The organism is Candidatus Planktophila versatilis (assembly GCF_002288345.1).
Classification (GTDB): Bacteria; Actinomycetota; Actinomycetes; order Nanopelagicales; family Nanopelagicaceae; genus Planktophila; species Planktophila versatilis_A.
Genome location: NZ_CP016781.1, coordinates 174,622 through 198,763 on the forward strand (window position 1 = coordinate 174,622; position 24,142 = coordinate 198,763).

The window sequence follows — 24,142 nt, forward strand, 5'->3', positions numbered from 1 at the left end:
TAGTTGCGCTTATGATTGCGCTTCCGACGCGGGGTGGAGCAGCTCGGTAGCTCGCTGGGCTCATAACCCAGAGGTCGTAGGTTCAAATCCTGCCCCCGCTACCAATGAAGTAACTGATAGACGAAGTATCTGAGTTTTGTGCTTGTTATCTAATTCTCAGTGAGTGCGTAACGACAAATAGGCTGCTGATAGCCATAGCTGCTGCTGCATACATAGGTGAAGCAAAACCAACTGCGGCAATTGGAATCCCAATCACGTTATAGGCAAATGCCCAGGTGAGGTTTCCTTTGATGGTTGAAAGTGTGCGCTTTGATAAATCAAGGGCATCAATGACACCCATTAGTGCTGGTCGCATCACCGTAATGTCAGCGGTGGAAATTGCAACGTCAGTTCCGGTACCCATGGCAATACTGAGATCAGCAGCAGCCAAAGCTGCGGCATCGTTAACGCCATCACCAATCATCAACACTCGGTGACCAGCGCTTTGTAGTGAAGAAACCTTTGCCAACTTATCTTCCGGCAGCACCTGGGCGAGAACTCGATCAGGATTAATTCCCACTTGCTGGGCAACCGATGCTGCACTTTCAGCATTGTCGCCCGTGAGTAACCAGGTTGTAATTCCGCGCGATTCAAGGGCTGCAATAGTTGTGGCCGAATCGCGCTTAATCTGATCTCCTGATGCAAAGACGGCAAGTGCAACGCCATCCCATGCAAGTACTGAGACTGCCTGCGAATTACTCTCTGCACGCGATATTGCCTCAGAAATCTGGCTATCAAATGCAACACAGCTATGTGCAATTGAAGCTGGCGAACCAATCAGTACAACTGGTGACTTCGGACCAACATTAACGCGAGCAGCAACACCGGCTCCAGGTGTTTGGGTAAATTCGGTAACGGGTAACTGCGTTGCATGATGTGCAAGTGCGTAGGCGGTGATTGCTTGCGCAGTGGGATGTTCGCTCTGGCTTTCCAGGGTTAAGGCAGTTGAGAGAATATTGCCTTCAGTTAATAAGCCGGCAAACTCACTTCCCAGAACTTTCTGTGCTGATACTGGAATAACTACCTCGCGAATATGCATGGATCCATCGGTGAGAGTTCCGGTCTTATCCAGAACTGCCACATCGATACTTTGAGAAATTTCAAGTGCTTGAGGGTTGCGAATAACGATGCCTCGCAGCGCCCCACGACCGGAAGCCACCAAGAGCGCAACTGGAGTGGCTAATCCAAGCGCGCATGGGCAAGCCATCACTAGGACTGTGATTGCCGTGGATATTGAGAACGAGAGGGATTTATCTGCGATGAAATACCAATATCCAAATGTTGCTAGTGAAAGTGCGGTAACGATCGGAACGAAGATCGATGCAATCCTATCTGCGAGCTTTTGAATGGGTGCCTTACTTCCTTGCGCAGTGACAACCATTGCAGTGATGCGTGCTAATTCGGTATCGCTACCAATGCGGGTAGCGCGAACGATGATTCGTCCGTTGTTATTCATCGCAGAACCAATGACGCGAGATCCTGGTGAAACTTCAACTGGGGCAGATTCGCCGGTAATGAGTGAATTATCTACCGAACTTTGTCCCGAAATGATTATTCCATCGGTTGCAATACGTCCACCTGGCTTCACCACAAATTCATCGCCTATGACCAGATGAGATATCGGAATGAGAACTTCAACTCCAGCGCGTACAACAGAAACTTCTTTCGCACTGAGTGCCAAGAGGGAAGAGAGGGCGCTGCTGGCGTTGCGCTTAGCGCGTGATTCAAGATAACGCCCGAGAATGACAAAGAAGAGAACGCCGGCAGCAACTTCGGTATAGACATCGCCCTCATTCGTATACGTTGCATAGATTGACCACGCATATGCACTCATTGATCCAAGTGAAATCAAAGTATCCATCGTGGGATGAATGATGTTGCGAATAGCTGCTCTATGAATAGGCCAGGCAACAAAGACAATAAGTGGGGTAGTGATAGCAAGAACTAACCAGGATGCAAAGAGATGATCGGCGTGTGGTGGTTGCGCAATCTCGTAATTTTCAAAGAGTGAAATGAGCCAATCATTGATGGGTTGGTGCCAGCTCATCACCATCGAAATTGCTACCGCAGGAATAGCCAATAGTGTCGCGAAGAAGAGAGCTCGGGCGGCGCCTTTGCGATGTAGAGCAGGGTCAGAGTTATCTGTGAGCAGAGTTGCCGAATAACCAGCGGATTTCACTTGTCTGATGATTTCATCCGGTGATAAATCAGATGGTCCAAGAACGTGCACTGTCTCTGAAGCGAAATTAACGGAGGCAGATACTCCAGGCAGCTCATTGAGTTTGCTCTCAATGGTGTTTACGCATGAAGAACATGTCATCCCGCTGATAGCGAAAGTTTGCGCCACCAGAGCGTTCTTCTGGAGCGAGCTATCTGAATCTGACATTTTCTGGCTCATCTTGCTACTACCTTATGCGTTCTTCAGGCGAAGAGATTGAACTGCATAGTCGTGTAGGGCTGAATTTGTGGAAAGCCCATTACCACCGTGAGAACCATTTTTTCCATCGAGATTGCTAAATCGCCCACCAGCTTCACGAACAATAATGTCGAGTGCTGCCATATCCCAGAGCGCGAGTGATGGTTCAGCAGCAATATCTACTGCACCTTCTGCCACCAACATATGTGACCAGAAATCACCATGTGCTCTGGTGCGCCAAGCACTTTTTAGTAAGTGTTGGAAATTCTCTAACCGATTTTCCCACCCAATTAAGTCAGAGTATGAAATTGAGGCATCTTCAATCTTTGCAACTTTTGAAACCGAGATTTTTTTTGGCGTTTGGCCATTAACAATGACGAAGGCTCCACCGCCGAGAGTTGCATACCAACGGCGAAAGAGTGCGGGTGCACTAACTACTCCTGCTACGACGACTTCACTTCCATCATCTTGTTTTTCCATCAATGCGATGAGTGTTGCCCATATGGGCACACCACGCATGAAATTTTTTGTGCCATCGATGGGATCAATAACCCAGTAACGATCTCTTTCTAGCCCTTGGGTTCCAAACTCTTCACCGACAATTCCATCATCCGGCCGATCTCTATCAAGCATCGCTCGAATTGCAGATTCTGCAGATTTATCAGCATCGGTGACCGGAGTGTTATCCGGTTTGGTTGTAATTGATAAATCAAGTGATTGATATCGAGCCAGTGTGATGGCATCTGCAGCATCTGCTAAACGGTGTGCAAGTGCTAAATCATCACCGTAAGGAGTGCTCATATGCCCAGTCTAACCCTCGTCCTCGGCGAGCTTGACTTCAAGCAACGAACGAAGACTGGTGACTCTCCTTAAACGCTCGACCTGTAACGCAGGGTCGGATTCAATCCAAGGATTAAGCGAACAGGAAATTTCATGGTGTGAGCAGTTAGGCATGCAGGTTTGCGTGACTTGATAGATATCTGGGAAGGATTCAATGATGCGATCTTTATTTAGATGAGATAGTCCAAAGGCGCGAATACCAGGAGTATCAATAATCCAGCCACCATTTTCAAGAGGTAGTGCAATCGCACTTGATGAGGTGTGGCGACCGCGCCCAGTGACATCATTAACATCACCAGTCATTCGATCTGAATTGGGAACCAAGTCATTGATAAGTGTGGATTTTCCAACACCAGAATGTCCAACAAGAACCGAAATCTTGTCATCTAGAATATCCAAAATAGCTGCAATATCTTCTGTGCGAGACTCAGTCTTTGATGATGTTGTAATAATGTCAACGCCCAGCGCCTTGTACTCTTGAATAAATTCAGGAACTGGCGAGACATCAACTTTCGTCACAATAATAATGGGCTTAATAGATTCGTGGAAAGCGCTAACAAGGAATCTATCAATGAGCCCGCGGCGCGGTTCTGGATTAGCTGATGCAACCACAATCAGCAACTGATCGATATTTGCAACAATCGTGCGCTCAACACGTGCGACATCATCTACCGTTCTGCTAAGAGAATTTGTACGTTCATTAACAACAACTATGCGAGCGAGTGAGCCTTCACTACCAGTGACATCTCCAACGATTTCAACGAGATCGCCCACTACAACTGATTTAGGTCCAAGCTCGCGAGCTTTCATGGCTGTGATGATTACACCTTCATCAGTTACGCAGGTGGTGCGACCACGATCAACTGTGGTGACAAATGCTGTGATTGAATCTGAATGAGAAGGTCGATCTTTTGTACGCCTGCGAGTAGTGCGAGATGGCCGAATGCGAGCATCGGATTCGTCATATTCGCGAGGACTCATAGAACCAAACTCTTCCAGAGCCCTGGGAAATCGGGCAGCGTCTTACGTGTTGTGGCGACATTTTCAATCATGACATCCGGTGTAACAAGGCCAATGACAGCGCCAGCCGTTGCTAATCGATGATCGTCATATGTGTGAAATGTTCCACCACGAAGTGGGGCTGGGGTGATGTGTAGTGCGGTCTCTTCTTCGACAACGCTTCCACCGAGTGCGTTAATTTCTCGGGTAAGTGCTGCCAAACGATCAGTTTCGTGCAGACGAAGGTGTCCGATACCGCGCAAACGAGAAGGTGAATCTGCAAGGGCGGCAAGGGCTGCGATAGATGGAGTGAGTTCACCAACATCATGGAGATCTATATCGATTCCATGAATTGAATCACCGCCAGTCAGTGTTAACCCACTAGCGTCTAATTCAACCCGTGCACCCATCTTTGTAAATATCTCGCGCAAATGATCTCCGGGTTGCGTAGTTTCCTTGGGCCAATCTGCAATTGTGATACTGCCACCGCAAACCATCGCAATAGATAAGAATGGTGCTGCGTTAGAAAGATCTGGTTCAATGACTAAATCTTTTCCGTTAAGAGCTCCAGCCTTAACGCTCCAGCTCTGACTTGCTTTATCAACATCAACTTCGGCACCAAAATCGCGGAGCATCTGCACCGTCATATCAATATGTGGCATTGAGGGAAGTGCACTTCCATTGTGAGTAACAGTAATTCCTTTTTTCGTACTTGGTCCTACAAGTAAGAGCGCTGACAAAAATTGGCTCGACTTACTTGCATCAATTGTTAATTTTCCGCCAGGAATGACACCAGTTCCTTTAATCACCATCGGTAGGTAGTATCGACCTTGATGATCTATCTCAATTCCAAGTTCTTCTAAAGCCTTAATAACTGGTCCAATAGGTCTTTCATACGAACGTGAATCTCCATCAAAACTGATTTCACCTTGTGCAAGTGCGGCAAGCGGAGGTAAGAACCGCATCACTGTTCCGGCGTTTCCCACATCAATTAGTGCTGGGCCCTTAAGTGGTGCTGGTGTAATTCGCCAGCTCTGATTCTCACCTTGATCATGAATACCGACACCGAGTGAAACAAGACCGGCAGACATCAACTCTGAATCACGTGAGATCAGTGGCTTGCGAATAATTGAGGGCGAGGTTGCCTGGGCAGCAAGAATCAGCGCGCGATTAGTCACCGATTTTGATCCAGGGATGGTTACCTGAGATGAAATCGGCTTTCGTCCGCGAAAAGGTGCGGGCCAGAGTTCGTGCATATGCAGAGTCTAACGCGTGCGTAGGGCGCGAGGAGACGGAGAAAACCTGTAACAAAGTTAGAATTATCAGTATGTGTGGAAGATATGCGCAATCAATGGGTGCAGAAGAGTTAGTCGAGAGCTTTGATTTAGCTGGCTCCACACTCGATCAATCATTGCCGTTGAATTGGAATATTGCGCCCACCAATGAGATTTACATAGTGCGCAGTGAATCCGATTCACGAATCCTTGATTCTGCATCCTGGGGAATCATTGCCCCGTGGCAGAAGAATTTAGCTGATGCACGTGCCTCTCAATCACATGCAATTAATGCACGGAGTGAATCGATCCACGAGAAGCCAACATTTAGACATGCATTTAGAACTTCACGGTGTCTTATTCCTGCAAGTGGTTACTACGAATGGGCAACTTCACTTGGCAAATATTCACCGAAACAGCCTTTCTATATTTCACATAAAAACGGTGAACAACTTTCTATCGCAGGAATTTGGAGTTCTTGGCAGAGCGAGAAAGGTGTAGTCATTCAGAGCGCAGCGATTATTACCCGGGAAGCAGTGGGAGAGTTGGCAACGATTCATAGCCGGATGCCGGTATTTATGCCGCGTAATCGCTGGCAAGGTTGGCTTGATACAGAGGCACGAGATATCAACCGGCTGCTTAAGTTGATGGAGGTAGACGAGCCGGATGCGGGGCTGATTGCACAACCCGTTTCGCCTCGCGTAAACCTGGTGGCTAACAACGGAGCGGATTTAATTATTCCCATCGAGCTTGGCGAGCCCGAAACACTTTTCTAATATAACCTTGCATCAATGACATCGAAGGATTTAGTTCTAGAAAGCGCCGCCGATCGCACTACTCGGTTCGAGCGCGATGCTTTGGTGTTCACAAATCAGCTCTATGCAGCTGCACTTCGTTATACAAAGAATCCTGAAGATGCGCGCGATTTAGTTCAAGACACATACCTCAAAGCATTCACCTCTTTTCATCAATTTGAAGAAGGTACCAATCTACGTGCCTGGCTCTATCGAGTACTGACAACTACATTTATCAACTCCTATCGCAAAGGACAACGCCAACCTCTCATTGCAGATAATGAACTTGAAGATTGGCAAGTGGCTAAAGCCCAAAGTCATACAAGTGATCAAGGGAAATCTGCTGAAACTGTTGCTCTTGAATCCTTACCTGACAGCGATATCAAACGCGCGCTACAAGAGATTCCGGAAGAGTTTCGCATGGTTGTCTATTTAGCCGACGTTGAAGGTTTTTCCTATAAAGAGATAGCAGAGATTGTGGGAGCACCTGCAGGCACAGTCATGTCACGTTTGCACAGAGGTCGCAAACAGCTACGTGAGAAACTCACCGACTATGCAAAGGAACTTGGCTATTCAACTGAGTCTTCAGATAGGCCTTCTATTAAGAAAGGGGGCAGCAAATGAGTTTCATCGAAATCCAATGTAGTGAAGTTCTCTCTTCCGTGATTTTCATCATCGAAGATGAATTAGAGACCGTGCCGCAAGCGGCGCAAATTAACTCACACCTAACTCACTGCGCTCCCTGCACGGCAGAAATTGAACATGAGCGTCTCATGCACCAGATGCTTGCCGATGTTTTAAAGCGTTCGTGTAATGAGCAAGCCCCAGAGGAACTCCGTCAGAATATCAATCGCCAAATTCGCGAGCAGATGGGTAACTACGCAGGTGCTACCGAAGTGGTCACCCAGTTCAGCATGACTGAAATTTCTATTGAGGTCGATGAGTTCGGAAATATCGAACACCGCGAGATTCAAATCGAACAGACGCACATCCAACACTTCATCGACGACGAGGACTAGCCTTCGAAGCATGAAATCGGCGGATGAAGTCCTGGGAGCGGTTGGCTTCTCTGTGATGACAGTTCGCCCCGGAGATACCTGCGTAACTATGGGTGTCTCTGATCTTCCAGTTGTTGCGCCATCTCATTACTTAACTCTGATGGAGAATGCGTGTGTGGCATCACTATCGGAATATCTTGACTCCGGTGAGACAACATTTCTTACGCATTCAGCTCTTGAAATTGTTGGCTCCGCAACTGCTGGTGCTGAGATCCGTGCTAATTCACGGCTCATTGAAATTGATGGCCGCCAACTCACCTTTACCTGCGATGTTTATGACGGCGAGCGACATTTAGCTCAAGCGCAAATAAAAAGAGCGACAGTTGAGCGATTATCTTTCCTCGCTCGAACTGCCGCTCAATCACTCATTAATGAGTGAAATTTAAGTCAGCGTTTAAGCCTTCTTAGTTGCCCAGAAGATTTCAGCAATCTCATCAATTTTTGCAATGAGTTGATCTGCAACCTTTACATCCTGAGTTCCCTTAGTTCCTGCAGCACCTGCAAGCTTTGTTGCATCATTAAAGAGTGAGTGCAACTGTGGGTAGGCCTCGAAATGTGGAGCCTTGAAGTAATCAGTCCAGAGAACCCAGAGGTGCTCTTTAACTTGGTGTGAACGCTCTTCTTTAATTGCGACAGAACGTGAACGGAAATCTGCATCTGCATTGGCTGCGTACTTCTCCATGCAAGCTTTTACTGAGAGTGCCTCAATCTTTGCTTGTGCTGGATCGTAAACGCCACATGGAAGATCGCAGTGTGCGTGAACAGTGACTTTAGGTGTAAGAAAGTTTCTCATGTGCGGCAGGGTACTCCATTGCTTAAGTCGGTGCATCCTAAGATGACCGCTATGGCTAAGTATGCGAGCGTTCGGGTTGAGGGAAACTCGATGGCCCCGACTTTTAACGACGGTGACTGGCTGATGGCGCGATGGGCAGATTATTCACTGGCCCACAATCATCTTAGAAAGCTACTGCATCGCCTTCGCCTGCAGAGCACAATCGCTGTGGCAGATGTCGTAGTTATTGAAAGAGAAGAACAACCCGGGATTTTTTATGTGAAACGTATTGCAGATGTGCGAGAACCGGAGTGTGAACTTCCGATGATCTATGTTCTTAGTGATAACCCAGAAGGAACAGATTCACGCACATGGGGATGGCTACCGATACATTACGTAAAGGCACGAGTTGAATTCAGGGTTAAGAAAGTGAAGCCAACTTCTCTTTAACCGCAATCACTGATGGATTTGTTAACGAACTTCCATCAGAGAAGAGCAAGGTAGGAACAACGCGATTGCCACCGTTAACTTGCTCTACAAAATCGGCTGAATCAGGTTCTTGCTCGACATTGATTTCTCGAAAAGTAATTCCTACTTCACCAAGTTGGCGCTTAAGTCTTTTGCAATACCCGCACCAATCAGTACTGAACATCACAAATTCTTGACCCGTTAAATCAACCGAGTAAGTCATCGTGTAAACGCCTCATCTAGTAGAGCTTTTGCTTCATCCTCGTGCAGATGATGACTTCCAGTTGCAGGAGAAGCTGCTGCGCGACGCGAGATGCGACGCAATACTCGTGAATCAACACCTGTTCCGCCAATTGATTCAGTGGTGCTTAGCGCAACATGTGGCCATGCACCTTGGTTGGCAGGCTCATCTTGCACCCAGAGTAAGTTCGCATTTGGATGCTTCTTTGCTTCAACTTCCATCTGAGCGACTGGGAATGGGTATAGACGCTCGACTCGAACAATGGCAGTGCTGCTGTCATTTAAGCGATTGCGCTCTGCAACGAGGTCGTGATAAATCTTTCCGGAACAGAAAATTACGCGAGAAGCATTATTAACGGTTGGATCGCCGATGACTGGCAAGAAAGTTCCCGATGTGAAGTCACTGATAGATGAGGCAGCTGCCTTCAGACGCAACATCGACTTCGGTGTGAAGACAACCATTGGCCGACGCTTTGGATTCGCTGCGTGAAAACGCAGAAGGTGGAAGTAAGAGGCGGGAGTTGATGGTTGGGCCACAGTCATATTCTTCTCGGCACAAAGTGCCAGGAATCGCTCGATACGAGCAGATGAGTGATCTGGTCCTTGGCCTTCATATCCGTGTGGAAGTAAGAGCACTACAGATGAACGCTCGCCCCACTTTTGAAGTGCTGATGAGATGAACTCATCGATGATTGTCTGCGCACCATTTGCGAAGTCTCCGAACTGGCCTTCCCACAGGACAAGTGCATCTTCGCGAACAACGGAGTATCCGTATTCAAATCCCATCGCTGCATACTCACTGAGCAATGAATCAACAACAAAGAACTGATTGGCATCTGAAATTAGTGAACGTAGTGGGGTCCACTCACTGCCATTTTCTTTATCAATAATGACAGCGTGACGATTTGAGAATGTTCCGCGACGTGAATCTTGTCCCGCTAACCGAACTGGGCGACCTTCTTTAAGAAGTGAACCGAAGGCGAGCATTTCACCCGTGGACCAGTCGATAGTTCCATCGTTGATGGACTCTGCCCGCTTTTGTAGCTGTGGCAGCAGTTTTGGATGAATATGGAATCCTTCCGGAATCGCAATTTGGGTTGCCGTAATTTCGCGAACTAGCTGCTCAGAGATAAAGGTTGGCACATCTTCTGCATTGGGAACAATAGGGACTACGAAGTTTGGATCGCTATGTTCTTCATAGTTAGCAACGGATGCAAAGACCTCTTCGAGTTGGACCTGGTAATCGCGAGCAATTTCATCTGCCTCTTCTGGAGTGATATCTCCACGACCAACGAGAGCTTCGCTATACAAAGTACGTGTGGTGCGCTTGGCATCGATGAGTTTGTACATCAACGGCTGTGTGAAGCTTGGCTCATCACCTTCGTTGTGACCACGTCTGCGGTAACAGACCATGTCAATGACAATATCTTTATTAAATGCTTGGCGATATTCAAATGCCATACGTGCAACACGCACACAAGCCTCAGGGTCATCACCATTAACGTGAAGAACCGGTGCTTCGATTAACTTAGCAACATCTGTTGAATAACGAGATGTACGTGAAGCATGAGGTGAGGTAGTAAATCCAACTTGGTTATTAACAACGATATGAATAGTTCCACCCGTGCGATAGCCCGGAAGTTGCGATAACTGAAGTGTTTCAGCGTTGATACCTTGACCAGCAAATGATGCATCACCATGGAGCAGTATTGGCAAGACTGTGTAAGCACCCTTTGTATTTAAGCGATCTTGCTTAGCGCGAACAATTCCCTCGAGTACTGGGTTAACCGCTTCCAGGTGTGATGGGTTTGCAGCTAAATAAATCTTGGTCTTTGCACCAGATTCTGTTGTGAAGATTCCTTCCGTACCTAAGTGGTACTTCACATCTCCTGAACCATGTACTTGGTTCTCGGCATAGTGCCCTTGGAATTCCTGGAAAATTTGACCGACAGACTTACCCGCAATATTTGCCAGCATATTCAGGCGTCCACGGTGTGGCATGCCGATACATACTTCATCTAGCCCGCGTTCTGCCGCTGCAGAAACAATCGCATCTGTCAGTGGAATTACAGATTCTCCACCTTCAAGTGAGAAGCGCTTTTGCCCGACGAACTTTGTCTGTAAGAAAGATTCAAATGCTTCAGCGCTATTGAGTTTACGTAATATTCGAAGTTGCTCTACGCGATCTGGAACTTCAGAAACACCTTCGACATGTTGCTGGAACCACTGACGCTCTGCCGGGTTTGAAATGTGCATGTACTCAAGTCCGATTGAGCGACAGTATGCATCGCGGAGAATTCCAAGAATCTTACGTAGTGGCAGGAACTTCTTTCCGCCAAATCCACCTGTTGCAAATTCACGATCGAGATCCCAGAGTGTGAGTCCATGTGTGCGCACATCGAGGTCCGGATGATTTCGCTGGATATAAACAAGCGGATCAATATCGGCCATGAGATGTCCCCAGGTGCGATAGGCATGAATCAACTGCTGAACGCGCGCTGTCTTATCAATCTCTTCATCTTTGGTTACAGCAAAATCTGCTGCCCATCGAATTGGCTCATAAGGAATACGAAGTGCGGTAAAGATTTCGTCATAGAAATCATCTGCGCCAAGAAGATATTCGTTGATACGGCGCAAGAAATCACCAGATTGTGCACCTTGAATAACGCGGTGATCGTAAGTACTTGTCAGTGTTATCACCTTGCTTATTGCAAGACGAGCAAGGGTTTCCGCACTTGCTCCTTGGAACTCTGCTGGGTAATCCATCGCTCCTACACCCAGGATCAGTCCTTGTCCCTGCACTAAACGTGGAACAGAATGAACTGTTCCAATGGTTCCTGGGTTAGTCAGCGAAACAGTTGTTCCGGCGTAATCTTCAACGGTGAGAGTTCCGGCGCGAGCCTTCTTCACAATCGCTTCATAGGCCGACCAGAACTGCCCGAATTCAAGCTCCTCGCAACCCTTGATTGATGGAACTAGTAATTGACGTGTTCCATCGGGCTTTGCTAAATCAATCGCGATTCCCAAGTTGATATGTTCTGGTTTGCCAAGTGCTGGCTTTCCTTCGAGTTCACCGTAGAAAGCATTCATCTCTGGCATCGCGCGCAGCGCTTTAATCATCGCGTAGGCAATGATGTGAGTAAATGAAACTTTTCCACCACGGCCACGCTTTAAGTGATTGTTAATGACAATTCGATTATCAATCATGAGCTTTGCCGGAATTGCACGAACAGAAGTTGCTGTTGGAACGGTTAGCGATGCTTCCATGCTCTGGACAACGCGAGCAGATACTCCGCGAATTGGTTCGAGCGTTGAAGCACTTGGTGTTACTAAAGTTGGAATTGGTTTAGCAATCGGATCTGCTGGTGTTGCGGGAGTCGTAGAAAGGGTGCGAACTATTGGTTGTGTTGCAGGAGCCGAGGCCACGGGAGTTGGCTGTGCCACAACTGGAGCTGCAACCGGCGCTACTGGTGCAGCCGGAGTTGGTTGCGCTGAACCCTGAACAGAAATATTTGGGGGGGTAACTGGCTTTGGTGTTGGTGGTGTTCCGGCCTTTGGTTTGTCAGCTATCTGCGGATTATTTTGGAAGTGTGCAATCCACTCACTTGGTACAGACGATGGATCGGCTTGGTATCGCTCGAACATTTCTTCAACGAGCCAATCATTTGCTCCAAAGTCTTGTCCTGATTGCGACACTGAGCGCTCCCTTGCGTCCTTGCGTACATATCTATTACATACAAACTAGATATAAATCCTGTAACTGAACGTGGCTAAGACTATCGGCTCCACGCACCGCAAATAAATGGCATATCCCACACAACCAGCGCGAGATTGAGCACAGTTTCCTCACGCTCCCGAGAGGCGGCGGTATCCATTTTTTGAGACAGTTGCCCCATGCACGCAGCAGAAACTCGCCCCCTAGCCATCATCACCGGTGCCAGCCGAGGCTTGGGTTTTGAGAGCGCCAAAGCACTAGCCATTCAAGGTTTTGATCTGGCGCTGATTGCCAAAGATTCAGAGCGATTGACGTCGGCGGCGCAATCAATCCGCGCAGCTTCAGATGGCAGCCAGATCAACATCTCCACATTTACCTGCGATCTCGAGCAACCACACCTTGTCCGTGAACTCATTGATTCAATCAATCAATCTCTTCCTACTCCGCAACTTCTTATTCTTGCTCACGGAGTGATGAGTGAGAAAATGTCGAAGACTCTTAAGACAAATGATGCTGAGTGGCGCAGAGTGATGGCAATTAATCTTGACTCTGTCTTTCAACTTGTAAATGGAATAGCACCTGCTATGGCAGATGCCCGAAACGGCCGCGTCATTATCTTCTCTGCTTGTTTAGGTCGCATGTCTGGTCCTGGAAATGCCGGAGGGCTTGCGCCGTATCGAATCAGTAAAGCTGGTGTGAACGCATTGGTGCGAAACCTGGCACATGAGACCGGACTTGGCGCTCGCGGATTTCTTGTTGACGCAATCTGTCCTAATCACTCACGAACGGATATGGGTGGTGCGGATGCGCCACGTTCTGCAGAAGAAGGTGCTGCTACTGCAGTTTGGTTAGCGACAAGAGCATTTGATTCAGCCGGTTCAACAGATGCTCAAAAAATTACCGGAGTGCTTTGGGAGGACAACCAGATAGTTCCTTGGTAATTAGCTCTTAACCTTCTTCTTTGGCAATCATAAAAGCGAAGTAAAGCGTTGGAAGTGCAAGTGCCAGAATAACTACCGCACCGATATAGAACTGTCCTTGTATTTGATAGTAGGCCACTCCCACTGCAATTAAGTTGGCCAAGATAGTGGGAGATCTTCCGAAACTCTTTCCGTTTACATATCCGCGAGCTGATGCGAAGAGTCCAATAGCCCCAAGAACTGCAAAGACAACCACTCCAATCAGTGGCGGTAGCTCTTTCTTCTCGTGAGTAAAACCAAGCACAACTAGCCACACACCTAGGGCGAGTACGAGACTTGCCTCGATATAGAGGAGTGCTGCCACTGTTGAACGCTTAGGGGAGAGGTTGGCAGTATTTCCTAACGTGAAACTCTTTTGTGATGATTTATTCCGCTCAGGTTTCGTTGCCATAGACCTCACTTTATCAGCGCAGCAACGGTCTGTAGCAATTACTCGATGACTTTTTCACACGATGGAATACGAGATTCGCTCACTCACCTAGCTGCACCCCCATATTTTTACGAGAATTTGAGAAGAGAGTTAGGAACTGCTGAACGCAACAAGTCTGAACTCAGTCTTATTAGATTTTTAATTTCCAAGAATGTAGCTGGAATTCAAATCACGGAAAGTGGGATTGAGTCAGAAAATTCACAGTATGAGGTTGCAATTCTTTCATTTGCCGAAATTCTGAAAGCGTCAATTCGATCAGAAGATTTGTGTGCACGCCTTGGCCAGCTTGAATTTACCCTTATTCTTAAAGGCTCTTCTGAAATAGCAACCTCACTTGCCGAGCGAGTCCTTCGCTCTTGGATGTTTGAGGGATTCGGTTCTCACTACTCTGTTCTCACAGTAAATCGCGGAGAAAGTTCTCTTGAGATACTCAATCGGCTTGATAACCAAGAGTTACGATTGGTAACGAAGGGTTATTAAGAGTCTTATTTATCCACACTAGCGATTTGGCCTCCGCAGAACTTGTCGCCGCTCACCTAATTTGCCCACATGGAAAACATGAATCCAGATGTTGTATTCGGTCCAATCGCTGAGTTCATCAGAGACCCAACAGTAGAAGAAATCTGGATTAATTCCCCTGAGAGAATTTTTATCGCCAGGGCAGGCAAAAGCCATCTCACTAATTTAGTTCTGACATCAGACTCCGTTCGCGAACTAGTTGATAGGACCCTCCTTTGGAGCGGGCGGAGGCTGGACCTATCTCAACCGTTTGTAGATGCGCAGTTGCCAGACGGCAGTCGGCTGCATGTGGTTATTCCGGAAATAACAGCTGAGCACTGGGCAGTGAACATCCGCAAACATTTACTACGACACTTGAACTTGGAAGATTTAGCACGTATCGGTTTGATGTCAGAAGAGATTGCTGCTCAATTATCGAGTGCTGTGAAGTTTGGCTTAAACATTTTGGTGAGCGGTGGCACGCAGGCAGGCAAGACAACTCTCCTAAATGCTCTCGCAAGTGCAATTCCGTTGTCTCAACGCGTTATCACTATTGAAGAAGTATTTGAGCTCAAACCGAACGTCCCAGATTTAGTGCAAATGCAGACTAGGGGAGCAAACTTACAAGGAGATGGTTCAATTCCATTGCGCACGCTGATTAAAGAAGCTTTGAGAATGCGTCCATCAAGAATCATTGTTGGTGAAGTTCGTGAGGCTGAAGCCTTGGACCTATTGATAGCACTTAATTCTGGGTTGCCAGGAATGGGGACTCTTCACGCAAATTCAGCGCGAGATGCGATCACCAAACTTCAAACCCTTCCACTGCTTGCAGGAGAAAACATCTCCCATAAATTCATTGCGCCCACAGTTGCATCCGCAATCGATTTAGTCATTCAGGTCTCAATTGCAGGAGATGGCACCCGGCGGATCGTAGAAATAGCACATGTAACTGGTCGATATGAGAACGATAGAGCAGAGATAGAAAATGTCTGGCGATGGAGTGGGAAAAGTTACGAAAAAGGGTTGGGGGTCATTAAGTGCCAATAACCGTGAGCAAGAATTCCCATGTAATGAAAACGACGTTATTCATGCACTTGTCTCTTGCTTTAGTCTTTCTTTTTTCACGCTCTTTAGTCATTGCAGCAGCATTCTCACTCTTCGTGGGAATCTTTGTAGTGCTAGCTCAACGCAAGAGTGAGAGCAAACGTTCAAGTGAAATTCAATCCGCATGCCCAGAAATAATTGATCACCTGATTTCTGGACTGCAGTCGGGTTTGTCACTCAATGAATCGCTAGTAGGACTCTCACTTCGAGGCCCGCTAGCAACTCGGCCTTATTTTGAGGACTTTCGAGAGGATGTTTATAGAACTGGAGATTTCATGGGAGCTCTGGAACGGGTCAAATCCCATCTCGGAGAGCCAAGCACCGATCAGGTAATCGAAGCGCTCTTGATTTCCAAGACCCTGGGTGGCGCCGAACTCATTAACATTTTGAGATTGCTGAGCAACTTTATTCGAGAAGACTTGACGCTTAGAAGAGAAATTTTGGTGAAGCAGAATTGGATAAAGAATTCGGCACACTTATCTGCAGGTGCTCCCTGGATTCTCTTATTACTCCTATCCACACAACCTGCGACCGCTGCCTCTTTTTCTACAACCTCTGGAATTGCCGTACTAATCTCTGGCTTGATCATGACCTGCGTTGCTTATCTATGGATGAATAAGCTCGGGCAATTACCGAAGCCGTCGAGAGTCTTTTCGGGGAAATTATGAGCACAACGACCGTAGTTGCAATTCTCTTTTTGATTCCTGCTTTAATTCTGATTAATGAGGATTTCTCTTGGGAAAAGTTTGCTCTCACAACTGTGCATAAAGTTGGGGATAGGACAAGTGTCAAGAATAAACTAATTGAATTAGGCCACCCAGATCAAACTCATTACGAAAGTTTTCGCCTAAAGCAATTGCTAGTAACTTCTCTAATTCTATTTCCTTTGTTACTTATTCTGCTCTTTCAAGGTCATTCGTTAGCCTTTATTGCGGCATGCCTTATTAGTGTCGTAGCTTTAGTTTTGCTCTATTTCGAGAAGTCTTTAATCAATCAAATCACTGAACACCGAATAAGCATTGATTCAGATTTTCCAAGTGTTATCGAAATGATGACCTTGGCTCTATCTGCCGGAGAGACTCCACTCAGCTCATTGGAAAGAATTACCAAGCGAGGGAGCGGTCCACTTGTGAGCGAACTGAGGATTGTCGTAGTTGAAGTGAAGAGTGGCTTACCTTTTCAGCACGCCCTAGATCACATGGGTCGCAGGGTGCAATCAGTTGCTGTGCGCAGATTCATTGATGCTGTAGTAATCGCAATTAGTCGCGGTGCACCACTGATAGAAGTGCTACACAGTCATGCACGAGAGGCTCAAAATTTTCAACGCAACCGCATTCTTAGCGCGGCAGGCAAGTCTGAAATTTCAATGATGATTCCCGTTGTTTTTCTCATTCTACCAATTTCGATTTTATTCGCACTATGGCCATCTCTATCTAATCTGAATCTGTTTGCACAAGGTTAATGATGAACTGCGAAATTTCTCCCGGTGCCAAATATCACCTCACAACCAAAGAAAAGGAAAGCCCATGAACAGAATAGAAGAAGTAATTCAAAACCATACCCTCCACGTAAGCAGCTATTTATCCATGAAAGTAGCTGAATTCAAGAGAACGCGATTTTACCGAGTCCTTCACGATGATCGCGGAGATGTTCCGGGGTGGGTACTTGTCGTGCTAATGACAACCGGATTAGTAACAGCGATATGGACTATTGCAGCACCTCGCCTATCTGCAATTTTAAAGAATTCTCTTGATGCGATGAACGGCATTCGCTAAATGAAAATCTCACGCTTCACAACTCTTATTTTAAGCGAGAAGGGAAATATCGAGAGCGCACTGGTCCTGATTCCTTTACTCACGCTTTTTCTAGTGGCTTCACAAATCACGATTACAATTCATGGAAGAAATATGACGAAGATCAGTGCCCAGGATGGCGCTTCAACAAGAGCGATTTCGGGCAATTTTGATGAGACTGATACTTTTTTACATATTGACTCCCCGGATCCACATCAAAATCTCGATTTACTCATCAGTCACAAAAAAGGTTTTCTGCCACACATAATGCCGGGACTAGAAAAATTCATGGGATCTAAGAGAGAGATAGATGTCACTGGAGTAGCTATTGTAGAAAATCAGAGATAAATATGGTGGTTCAACAAAAGATTTCGATAAAATTTCAAAGGGCAGTAGCTCCTTTGAGGAGACGATTATTCTCCTCCGATCGAGGTAGTGCTTCGGTGGAATTTAGTCTCCTTGCCATACCGTTATTCATTCCACTCTTTATCTTCATGGCTCAGTTTTCACATTCAAGTGATGCGCAAGATTCACTGAGAACCCTAGCGCGAGAATCGGCACGTGCATTTGTAAGCAGTAAAGATGATGAAACCGCCTTCTACGTGGCAGATCAAGTGGTGGCACAGGGTGCACGGTTACTTGGCTATGACCCAAATTCTCCTAAGACATCAATCGAGCTGAGAATCGCCTGCGATTCACGGCCCTGCATCGCACCCAATAATCGAGTTTTAGTCCAACTCACTATGAATTCTTCAGGCAAGAGTCAGACCCAAGTCGCAGCTATTGAATATGTGTCTCCATGGGCATGACTTCATCTTTCAGTCTTTTGCAATGTAGTTTCTTTCCCAAGCTCGGAAAAAAGTTGCAGGATGAACGAGGATCAATCTCACTCTTAATTTTGGCACTCTTTATGTTGGTCCTAATCACTCTGATTGTGCTCACTGATATCTCGTCGGTTTATATAGCTAAACGTGCACTTACCCAAGCCACGGAGGCTGCGACACAGCGGGGCGTAAGAAATTTGGATTTAGAAAAATACTACGCACGTGAGTACAACGTTAATCGATTTGCAGCCAATCTCTTTCTAAATGGAGAAAAGGATCCAGGAATCCCAATTGATTGCGAGAAAGGCAGATCAGATTCACTTGGCGCATTACGTGACTGGAGCACTCTGGGAGGTGCAACCTCACGAAAAAACTTAAGCAAAATCCAAGTCCTAGACTTTCAGTGTGATGGTTATGAAATTGGAATTCATTCCTCAGCCAGGGTAACCCTTCCATTTGTACTTCCGTTTATTGGAGTTGAAACAGTTGATATCTATTCGCGAGTTGGGATTTTTGCGGAGCGGAAAATAACGACAAATTACTATGGCTTAAACCTTGGTTAGGAAATTTTCAATTATTCCAGCCCTATTCTTCAAGGTAAGGTGGGCTAGAAGAATACTTTGAGGAAGTTCTCGCTATCCTTAACCCATGGCTCGCGACTACATCCTCGAAATAAATGAGACGAGTGCGACCCTGACATCTATTGAAAAAGTCTTAGACCTGCCGAGGCTTGAAGCCGAAGCGGTCGAACTTGAATCAGCTGCAGGCGTTCCAAATTTGTGGGATGACCCTGATAAAGCTCAAGCAGTTACGAGCAAGCTATCTCGCGTGCAGTCAACGATTTCACGACTTACCGGGTTGCGCCGTCGGGTAGATGAGCTTCCACTTCTCTTTGAGTTAGCGGCAGGTGAACCAGATGGATCAGCTCTTACGGATGCCGAAGGTGAATTGGATTCAGCAAAGAAGGCAATTAGTGAATTAGAAGTAACGACGTTACTTAACGGGGAGTATGACGCACGTGATGCGCTGATAACTATTCGATCTGAAGCAGGTGGCGTAGAAGCTGCCGACTGGGCTGAGATGTTGATGCGTATGTATTTGCGTTATTGCGAACGTCACGAATTCAAAGTTGACGTATTAGAAACTTCCTTTGCTGAAGAAGCGGGAATTAAATCGACAACATTTAGAGTCAGTGCCCCGTATGCATATGGCACTCTTTCAGTAGAGCAGGGAACACATCGCTTAGTGAGAATTTCTCCTTTCGACTCTCAATCACGTAGACATACATCATTTGCTGGCGTGGAAATTGTTCCTGTTGTCGAACAGAGTGATCACATTGAAATTGATGAGAAAGAAGTGCGCGTAGATGTCTATCGCTCATCTGGTCCGGGCGGACAGGGAGTCAATACAACAGACTCTGCTGTGCGCTTGACCCACGTTCCGACCGGGATTGTTGTGTCATGTCAGAACGAACGCTCACAGATTCAAAATAAAGCAACAGCGATGGCTGTTTTGCAATCAAAGTTGTTAGAACGTCGTCGCCAGGAAGAGCAGGCGAAGATAAATGCCCTCAAGGGCGATAATTCGGGCTCGTGGGGAAACCAGATGCGTTCCTATGTATTAGCGCCGTATCAAATGGTGAAAGATCTCCGTAATAACCATGAAACGGGAAATACTTCAGCGGTGTTAAATGGAGAAATTGATGATTTCATCGAAGCGGGAATTCGCTGGCGCCGTAGCGCGTCACAATAATTCTCGGCAATAACCAGCTGATTCACGCGTGATGTGATTCTTATTTCCTCTGTGAATTCCCATAAAAACCCCGAATCAACCCTAAATTCCCAGCTTGCCTACCTAAACTAGGCCTAGGTCTCACGAGCGCATCACCATGCGCCTATATAAGGAGCAGATAGTGATTAAGTTTGAGAATGTCACCAAGATTTACTCGGGTCAGGAACGTCCTGCCCTCGAGAATGTCACGCTCGAAATTACCAAAGGTGAATTTGTTTTCTTGGTAGGTATGTCAGGTTCTGGTAAATCAACATTCTTGCGTTTGATTCTGCGCGAAGAGCGCCCAACATCTGGCGTCATACACGTTGCGGGCAAAGATTTAGGAACTCTTGCAAACCATAAAGTGCCTGAGCTTCGTCGCCAACTAGGCACTGTTTTTCAGGATTTTAGACTGCTTCCCAATAAAACGATTTCAGAGAACATCGCATTCTCACTACATGTGCTCGGATATTCGCAGAAGGAGATTAATCGCGAAGTTCCGGAGATGCTTGAACTTGTTGGCCTGGAAGATAAGGGTGATCGCTTACCTTCTGAAATCTCAGGTGGAGAGCAACAACGAGTTGCGATTGCTCGTGCTTATGTCACACGCCCTGCAATCATCATCGCGGATGAGCCAACTGGAAACCTAGACCCGGCACTCTCTGTGGGAATTATGAAGTTACTCGACCGCATTAATCGTGAAGGCACCACTGTATTGATGGCTACCCACGATTCTGGAATTGTTGATCAGATGCGCAAGCGAGTCATTGAACTTGATGGTGGCCATGTTATTCGCGATCAAATTCGCGGCGTCTACGGATACACAGGATAAGGGGAAAACAATGCGCGCAGGATTTCTCTTCAGTGAAGTTCGAATAGGACTTCGGCGTAACCTCACAATGACATTTGCCGTCATCGTCACCGTTGCAATTTCACTTTCTCTTCTCGGCATTGGCTTACTCTCAAATTCACAAGTAAATGCGATGAAAGATTATTGGTATGACAAGATTGAAGTATCTGTATTTCTCTGCGGATCACTCTCGGAGTCACCGTCATGTAGCGGTGGAGTTGTTACTCCCGAACAGCGCACATCAATCAAATCAGATTTAGAGGCTCTGCCAGTTGTGCAGAGCGTCTTCTATGAATCACAAACTGAAGCCTTTGCTCGCTTTAAAGAGCGTTTTAAGAGTTCGGCAATTGCGCAGAACGTTACTGCCGATCAATTACCAGAATCCTTCCGCGTTAAGTTAAAAGACCCAACGCAATTCGATGTCGTCGTCAGTGCATTTAGCGGTCGACCTGGTGTTGATGTAGTGCAAGATCAGCGCAGCATTCTCGAGAAGTTCTTCCAACTCCTTGCCGTACTGCGCAATGGTGCATTGATTGTCGGCCTTCTTTCAGTGCTCACTGCAGCGTTGCTGATTAGCAACACTCTTCGAATTGCGGCATTTAATCGTCGTCGTGAAACTGGTGTGATGCGACTTGTAGGTGCTTCCTCGTGGTCAATTCAACTTCCATTCTTACTGGAAGGTGTTTTCGCGGCATTTATTGGATGGATGCTTGCCAGTGGATTGCTCGCCGCACTTAAGTATGTCGTCGAAACTAAAGTCGCCCCGTTACTTACCTTTACTAAGTTCTTTGGATGGGGAGAAGTGGCTCTAGCTTCTGGTTGGCTACTTCTCACAGGCCTCGTGGTCTCAACTATTGCATCTGTAGTAACACTGCGCCGATACCTCAAGGTGTAATTTTATGGTCAAAGAGCTCGGACGAAAGCTGATTGCACAGAACAAAAAGGCTCGTCACGACTTTGCAATAGAAGATGTCTATGAGTGCGGGATTGTGCTTACAGGTACTGAAGTGAAATCACTTCGTGCTGGGCGTGCCTCACTCATTGATGGTTTTGCCATGATTGAAAATGGCGAACTCTGGCTACATAGTGTTCACATTCCTGAATACACAGAAGGTACGTGGACTAATCACACCCCGCGTCGCAAACGAAAGCTGCTCGTTAATAAGATTGAAATTCGCAAGATTGCTGCCCGCACCAAAGACTCAGGAATCACACTGGTGCCATTGCAGCTTTACTTTAAGGATGGAAAAGCCAAGGTTGAAGTTGCTATTGCAAAGGGCAAGAAGGCTCATGACAAGCGATCAACTCTGATGGAACAGCAAGCTACGCGCGAGGTCAATCGCGAACTGTCCCGCCGCCAATCTGGCAAAGACAGTTAATCAATGCCCCCAAGCGGGCATTTTGAAGAAGTCGAAACACTCTCTATACTTATGTCATACCGTTTGGCTCGATCGAGTTTGGCAGACAAGAATGCCGCTCCATACCTCGCCAAATAACTCATTCACACAAAATCTTTCCTCACGGAAATCAACGGGTGAATTGTCGAAAAAATAGGAAATACAACTACATAGTGTGAATTACGTTTTCCACGTAATTCCCCATTTCAACTTGGGGGTGAACGGTCTCGACTTTAGTTGTTGAGGCAGGGGAAGCGGGCCGAGGAAGCCGGGATGATCTCGTAAACCATGAAACCTGTGCAAAAATAACTGCAGACAACAGTCGCAGTGATTTCGCCCTAGCTGCATAAGCTAGTTCCGAATCCGTCAGCCCGGGCGCGCTCTCGTCCCGGAATCTGGCGTCGCTAGAGAGCTCTTCATCGAGATAGCGTTGCGAATATCTCGAGAGAACAGTTTCGCAAATGAGTTCGTTGAATACTTGTGTGTAAGAGATTCAGAACTGAGAAAACGATAAACGCACTACGCCCGTAGAAGCCCTGTTTTAATTCTGAAGGACCCGGGTTCGATTCCCGGCACCTCCACCAGTAATGCTCAGTACTACTTGTCTCCATCTTCGGAGCCAGGTTTTAGACCTTCAAAAATTTCTTTGCAGATTGGACAGACAGGATATTTCTGCGGATCGCGAGAAGGAACCCATTTCTTACCGCATAGCGCTCTCACAGATTTGCCGGTCATTGCTGATTCAACAATTTTTTCTTTCTTTATGTAATGTGCAAATCGATCATGGCCGCCATCATCTTCTTGTTCAACTGGGCGCGTGAGGGTGTCGGTATCGCTCTCAAGGGAAGGAGTACCGCGACCGAAAAGTGGCATGCGCGTAGTATCTAACAAAAACTAGCCACATAGCCATCTCGCCTTCCGGTAGAATTTTGCCGATGAAAGACTTACTGCGCACCGAGCATTTATCGCGTGCTGATGTCGAATTACTCCTCGACACTGCTGCAGATTTCGCGCAGAGCCCACTTCGCTCCCACACCGCGCTCCACAACAAGAGCGTTGCGATTTATATGACTAAGCCCTCAACCCGTACTCGCTTAGCATCTGAAACGGCCGTGGCACATTTAGGTGGAACACCAATCTTTATTCGCGGTGATGAACTACAACTTGGCCGCGGGGAAACAATTGCGGATACCGCCAAGATTATTAGTGGATATTGCGATGCGCTGATAGTTCGAACCTTTGCACAATCAGATATCGATGAACTTGGTGCACATGCCAGCATTCCAGTGATTAACGGTTTAAGCGATGACGACCACCCAACACAGTTACTCGCTGATTGGTTAACAATTCGGGAAAATTTTGGCGCTGACATAACAGGCCGCAAATTTGTTTATCTTGGTGATGGAAATAACATGAGTCACGCATGGTTGATTATGGGCGCAATCATGGGGGCACACGTTGTGACAGCGACGCCAGATGGCGAATGGGCACCTGATGCAGCGGTCGTTACAAAGGCTAAAGAGATTGCGGCAAAGAGCGGGGCCACGATTGAGGTAACAAACGATCCTGAATCTGCAGCGAGAGGTGCATCAGTTCTCTATACAGATGTATGGATGTCGATGGGTGATCCGGAAGCTGAACGCGCTAAAAAAACAAAGGCTCTTGAACCATTTGCAATTACAAAAGAATTAATGTCGCTGACAGAAAAAGATTCAATTTTTATGCATTGTCTTCCAGCTCATCGTGGAGAAGAAGTTGCAGGTTCTGTTATTGATGGGCCGAAGTCTGTAATCTGGCGTGAAGCATTTCATCGTCGCACAACCATCCAGGCACTGCTCTATCACTTAACTCGTGGTGAAATTAAGGGCAATTAACCAGGAT

At 46.8% G+C, this 24,142-nt stretch carries 28 protein-coding genes, 1 tRNA gene and 1 other RNA gene; 21 read left to right on the top strand and 9 right to left on the bottom strand.

Annotated elements, in window-relative coordinates; all coding sequences use genetic code 11:
* The first annotated feature begins 27 nt into the window (after positions 1 to 27).
* Positions 28 to 104 (top strand) — tRNA-Met (locus tag A1sIIB142_RS00840).
* A 41-nt stretch (positions 105 to 145) separates the two neighbouring features.
* Here A1sIIB142_RS00840 and A1sIIB142_RS00845 read toward each other — a convergent pair.
* Genes A1sIIB142_RS00845 through aroA form a run of 4 tightly spaced genes read right to left on the bottom strand, consistent with a single transcriptional unit; the run spans position 146 to position 5,550 of the window.
* Complete coding sequence (locus A1sIIB142_RS00845; protein ID WP_095693291.1) at positions 146 to 2,437, bottom strand: heavy metal translocating P-type ATPase; 2,292 nt, start codon at positions 2,435 to 2,437, stop codon at positions 146 to 148.
* A 12-nt stretch (positions 2,438 to 2,449) separates the two neighbouring features.
* Entirely contained in the window at positions 2,450 to 3,256 is an 807-nt protein-coding gene (hisN, locus tag A1sIIB142_RS00850) for a histidinol-phosphatase (protein WP_095693292.1), read from the bottom strand.
* A 9-nt stretch (positions 3,257 to 3,265) separates the two neighbouring features.
* Complete coding sequence (gene rsgA / locus A1sIIB142_RS00855; RefSeq protein WP_095684349.1) at positions 3,266 to 4,276, bottom strand: ribosome small subunit-dependent GTPase A; 1,011 nt, start codon at positions 4,274 to 4,276, stop codon at positions 3,266 to 3,268.
* Entirely contained in the window at positions 4,273 to 5,550 is a 1,278-nt protein-coding gene (gene aroA, locus A1sIIB142_RS00860) for a 3-phosphoshikimate 1-carboxyvinyltransferase (protein ID WP_095693293.1), read from the bottom strand. Before aroA ends, rsgA begins: the two co-directional genes overlap by 4 nt.
* A gap of 71 nt (positions 5,551 to 5,621) precedes the next feature.
* On the opposite strand from aroA, the gene A1sIIB142_RS00865 reads away from it, so the two are divergent.
* From A1sIIB142_RS00865 to A1sIIB142_RS00880, 4 genes are read left to right on the top strand one after another with little or no spacing between them, the layout of a single operon-like run.
* A complete protein-coding gene (locus A1sIIB142_RS00865; RefSeq protein ID WP_095693294.1) occupies positions 5,622 to 6,344 on the top strand; it encodes an SOS response-associated peptidase in 723 nt (240 codons plus the stop codon).
* A 15-nt stretch (positions 6,345 to 6,359) separates the two neighbouring features.
* Entirely contained in the window at positions 6,360 to 6,986 is a 627-nt protein-coding gene (locus A1sIIB142_RS00870) for a sigma-70 family RNA polymerase sigma factor (RefSeq protein ID WP_095693295.1), read from the top strand.
* Positions 6,983 to 7,381, top strand: coding sequence for a hypothetical protein (locus A1sIIB142_RS00875; protein ID WP_095684353.1), 399 nt, complete (start codon positions 6,983 to 6,985; stop codon positions 7,379 to 7,381). The genes A1sIIB142_RS00870 and A1sIIB142_RS00875 overlap by 4 nt, the downstream gene beginning before the upstream one ends.
* A 10-nt stretch (positions 7,382 to 7,391) precedes the next feature.
* Complete coding sequence (locus tag A1sIIB142_RS00880; RefSeq protein ID WP_095674380.1) at positions 7,392 to 7,799, top strand: thioesterase family protein; 408 nt, start codon at positions 7,392 to 7,394, stop codon at positions 7,797 to 7,799.
* A gap of 15 nt (positions 7,800 to 7,814) precedes the next feature.
* Here A1sIIB142_RS00880 and sodN read toward each other — a convergent pair whose 3' ends face one another.
* Positions 7,815 to 8,213: a superoxide dismutase, Ni gene (gene sodN / locus A1sIIB142_RS00885; RefSeq protein ID WP_095693296.1), complete on the bottom strand. Its 399-nt coding sequence runs from the start codon at positions 8,211 to 8,213 to the stop codon at positions 7,815 to 7,817.
* Between the two features lie 51 nt (positions 8,214 to 8,264).
* Between sodN and A1sIIB142_RS00890 the strand changes: the two genes are divergently transcribed.
* A complete protein-coding gene (locus A1sIIB142_RS00890) occupies positions 8,265 to 8,642 on the top strand; it encodes a S26 family signal peptidase (protein WP_190283269.1) in 378 nt (125 codons plus the stop codon).
* On the opposite strand, the gene A1sIIB142_RS00895 is transcribed toward A1sIIB142_RS00890, so the two are convergent.
* Entirely contained in the window at positions 8,614 to 8,883 is a 270-nt protein-coding gene (locus tag A1sIIB142_RS00895) for a mycoredoxin (RefSeq protein WP_095693298.1), read from the bottom strand. The genes A1sIIB142_RS00890 and A1sIIB142_RS00895 overlap by 29 nt on opposite strands.
* Positions 8,880 to 12,596: a multifunctional oxoglutarate decarboxylase/oxoglutarate dehydrogenase thiamine pyrophosphate-binding subunit/dihydrolipoyllysine-residue succinyltransferase subunit gene (locus A1sIIB142_RS00900; protein WP_095693299.1), complete on the bottom strand. Its 3,717-nt coding sequence runs from the start codon at positions 12,594 to 12,596 to the stop codon at positions 8,880 to 8,882. Before A1sIIB142_RS00900 ends, A1sIIB142_RS00895 begins: the two co-directional genes overlap by 4 nt.
* 198 nt (positions 12,597 to 12,794) lie before the next feature.
* Here A1sIIB142_RS00900 and A1sIIB142_RS00905 point away from each other — a divergent pair, with 198 nt between their 5' ends.
* Complete coding sequence (locus A1sIIB142_RS00905; protein WP_095693300.1) at positions 12,795 to 13,556, top strand: SDR family NAD(P)-dependent oxidoreductase; 762 nt, start codon at positions 12,795 to 12,797, stop codon at positions 13,554 to 13,556.
* 7 nt (positions 13,557 to 13,563) lie between these two features.
* Here A1sIIB142_RS00905 and A1sIIB142_RS00910 read toward each other — a convergent pair whose 3' ends face one another.
* Entirely contained in the window at positions 13,564 to 13,986 is a 423-nt protein-coding gene (locus A1sIIB142_RS00910; RefSeq protein WP_223298164.1) for a hypothetical protein, read from the bottom strand.
* Positions 13,987 to 14,103: 117 nt separating this feature from the next.
* Between A1sIIB142_RS00910 and A1sIIB142_RS00915 the strand changes: the two genes are divergently transcribed.
* The 13 genes from A1sIIB142_RS00915 (at position 14,104) to ssrA (ending at position 22,845) form a co-directional block, all read left to right on the top strand.
* The gene (locus A1sIIB142_RS00915) at positions 14,104 to 14,505 is read left to right on the top strand and encodes a diguanylate cyclase domain-containing protein (protein WP_190283270.1); all 402 of its coding nucleotides are present in this window, start codon (positions 14,104 to 14,106) and stop codon (positions 14,503 to 14,505) included.
* Between the two features lie 69 nt (positions 14,506 to 14,574).
* Positions 14,575 to 15,570, top strand: a complete 996-nt coding sequence (locus tag A1sIIB142_RS00920) for a TadA family conjugal transfer-associated ATPase (RefSeq protein ID WP_095693302.1) — start codon at positions 14,575 to 14,577, stop codon at positions 15,568 to 15,570.
* 23 nt (positions 15,571 to 15,593) lie between these two features.
* On the top strand, positions 15,594 to 16,295 hold the full coding sequence (locus A1sIIB142_RS00925; RefSeq protein ID WP_125898842.1) for a type II secretion system F family protein: 702 nt from the start codon (positions 15,594 to 15,596) through the stop codon (positions 16,293 to 16,295).
* Entirely contained in the window at positions 16,292 to 17,089 is a 798-nt protein-coding gene (locus A1sIIB142_RS00930; RefSeq protein ID WP_095693304.1) for a type II secretion system F family protein, read from the top strand. The genes A1sIIB142_RS00925 and A1sIIB142_RS00930 overlap by 4 nt, the downstream gene beginning before the upstream one ends.
* Before the next feature lie 64 nt (positions 17,090 to 17,153).
* On the top strand, positions 17,154 to 17,402 hold the full coding sequence (locus tag A1sIIB142_RS00935; protein ID WP_223299199.1) for a hypothetical protein: 249 nt from the start codon (positions 17,154 to 17,156) through the stop codon (positions 17,400 to 17,402).
* A complete protein-coding gene (locus A1sIIB142_RS00940) occupies positions 17,403 to 17,768 on the top strand; it encodes a hypothetical protein (RefSeq protein WP_095693305.1) in 366 nt (121 codons plus the stop codon).
* A 2-nt stretch (positions 17,769 to 17,770) separates the two neighbouring features.
* Complete coding sequence (locus A1sIIB142_RS00945) at positions 17,771 to 18,229, top strand: TadE family protein (protein WP_095693306.1); 459 nt, start codon at positions 17,771 to 17,773, stop codon at positions 18,227 to 18,229.
* A complete protein-coding gene (locus A1sIIB142_RS00950; RefSeq protein ID WP_125898843.1) occupies positions 18,226 to 18,807 on the top strand; it encodes a pilus assembly protein TadG-related protein in 582 nt (193 codons plus the stop codon). The genes A1sIIB142_RS00945 and A1sIIB142_RS00950 overlap by 4 nt, the downstream gene beginning before the upstream one ends.
* Positions 18,808 to 18,892: 85 nt before the next feature.
* Complete coding sequence (prfB, locus tag A1sIIB142_RS00955) at positions 18,893 to 19,996, top strand: peptide chain release factor 2 (protein ID WP_095693308.1); 1,104 nt, start codon at positions 18,893 to 18,895, stop codon at positions 19,994 to 19,996.
* Positions 19,997 to 20,156: 160 nt separating this feature from the next.
* On the top strand, positions 20,157 to 20,846 hold the full coding sequence (ftsE, locus tag A1sIIB142_RS00960) for a cell division ATP-binding protein FtsE (RefSeq protein WP_095693309.1): 690 nt from the start codon (positions 20,157 to 20,159) through the stop codon (positions 20,844 to 20,846).
* Positions 20,847 to 20,856: 10 nt separating this feature from the next.
* Positions 20,857 to 21,759 carry a permease-like cell division protein FtsX gene (gene ftsX, locus A1sIIB142_RS00965; protein WP_095674390.1) on the top strand — a complete coding sequence of 301 codons (903 nt, stop codon included), beginning with the start codon at positions 20,857 to 20,859 and terminating at the stop codon, positions 21,757 to 21,759.
* 4 nt (positions 21,760 to 21,763) lie between these two features.
* A complete protein-coding gene (smpB, locus tag A1sIIB142_RS00970; protein ID WP_095693310.1) occupies positions 21,764 to 22,243 on the top strand; it encodes an SsrA-binding protein SmpB in 480 nt (159 codons plus the stop codon).
* Positions 22,244 to 22,474: 231 nt separating this feature from the next.
* Positions 22,475 to 22,845: a transfer-messenger RNA gene (gene ssrA, locus A1sIIB142_RS00975) on the top strand.
* A 13-nt stretch (positions 22,846 to 22,858) separates the two neighbouring features.
* On the opposite strand, the gene A1sIIB142_RS00980 is transcribed toward ssrA, so the two are convergent.
* Entirely contained in the window at positions 22,859 to 23,134 is a 276-nt protein-coding gene (locus A1sIIB142_RS00980) for a DUF3039 domain-containing protein (protein ID WP_095674393.1), read from the bottom strand.
* A gap of 62 nt (positions 23,135 to 23,196) precedes the next feature.
* Here A1sIIB142_RS00980 and argF point away from each other — a divergent pair, with 62 nt between their 5' ends.
* Positions 23,197 to 24,135 (top strand): ornithine carbamoyltransferase, encoded by a 939-nt coding sequence (gene argF / locus A1sIIB142_RS00985; protein WP_095693311.1) that lies wholly within the window; start codon positions 23,197 to 23,199, stop codon positions 24,133 to 24,135.
* Positions 24,136 to 24,142: the final 7 nt, after the last annotated feature.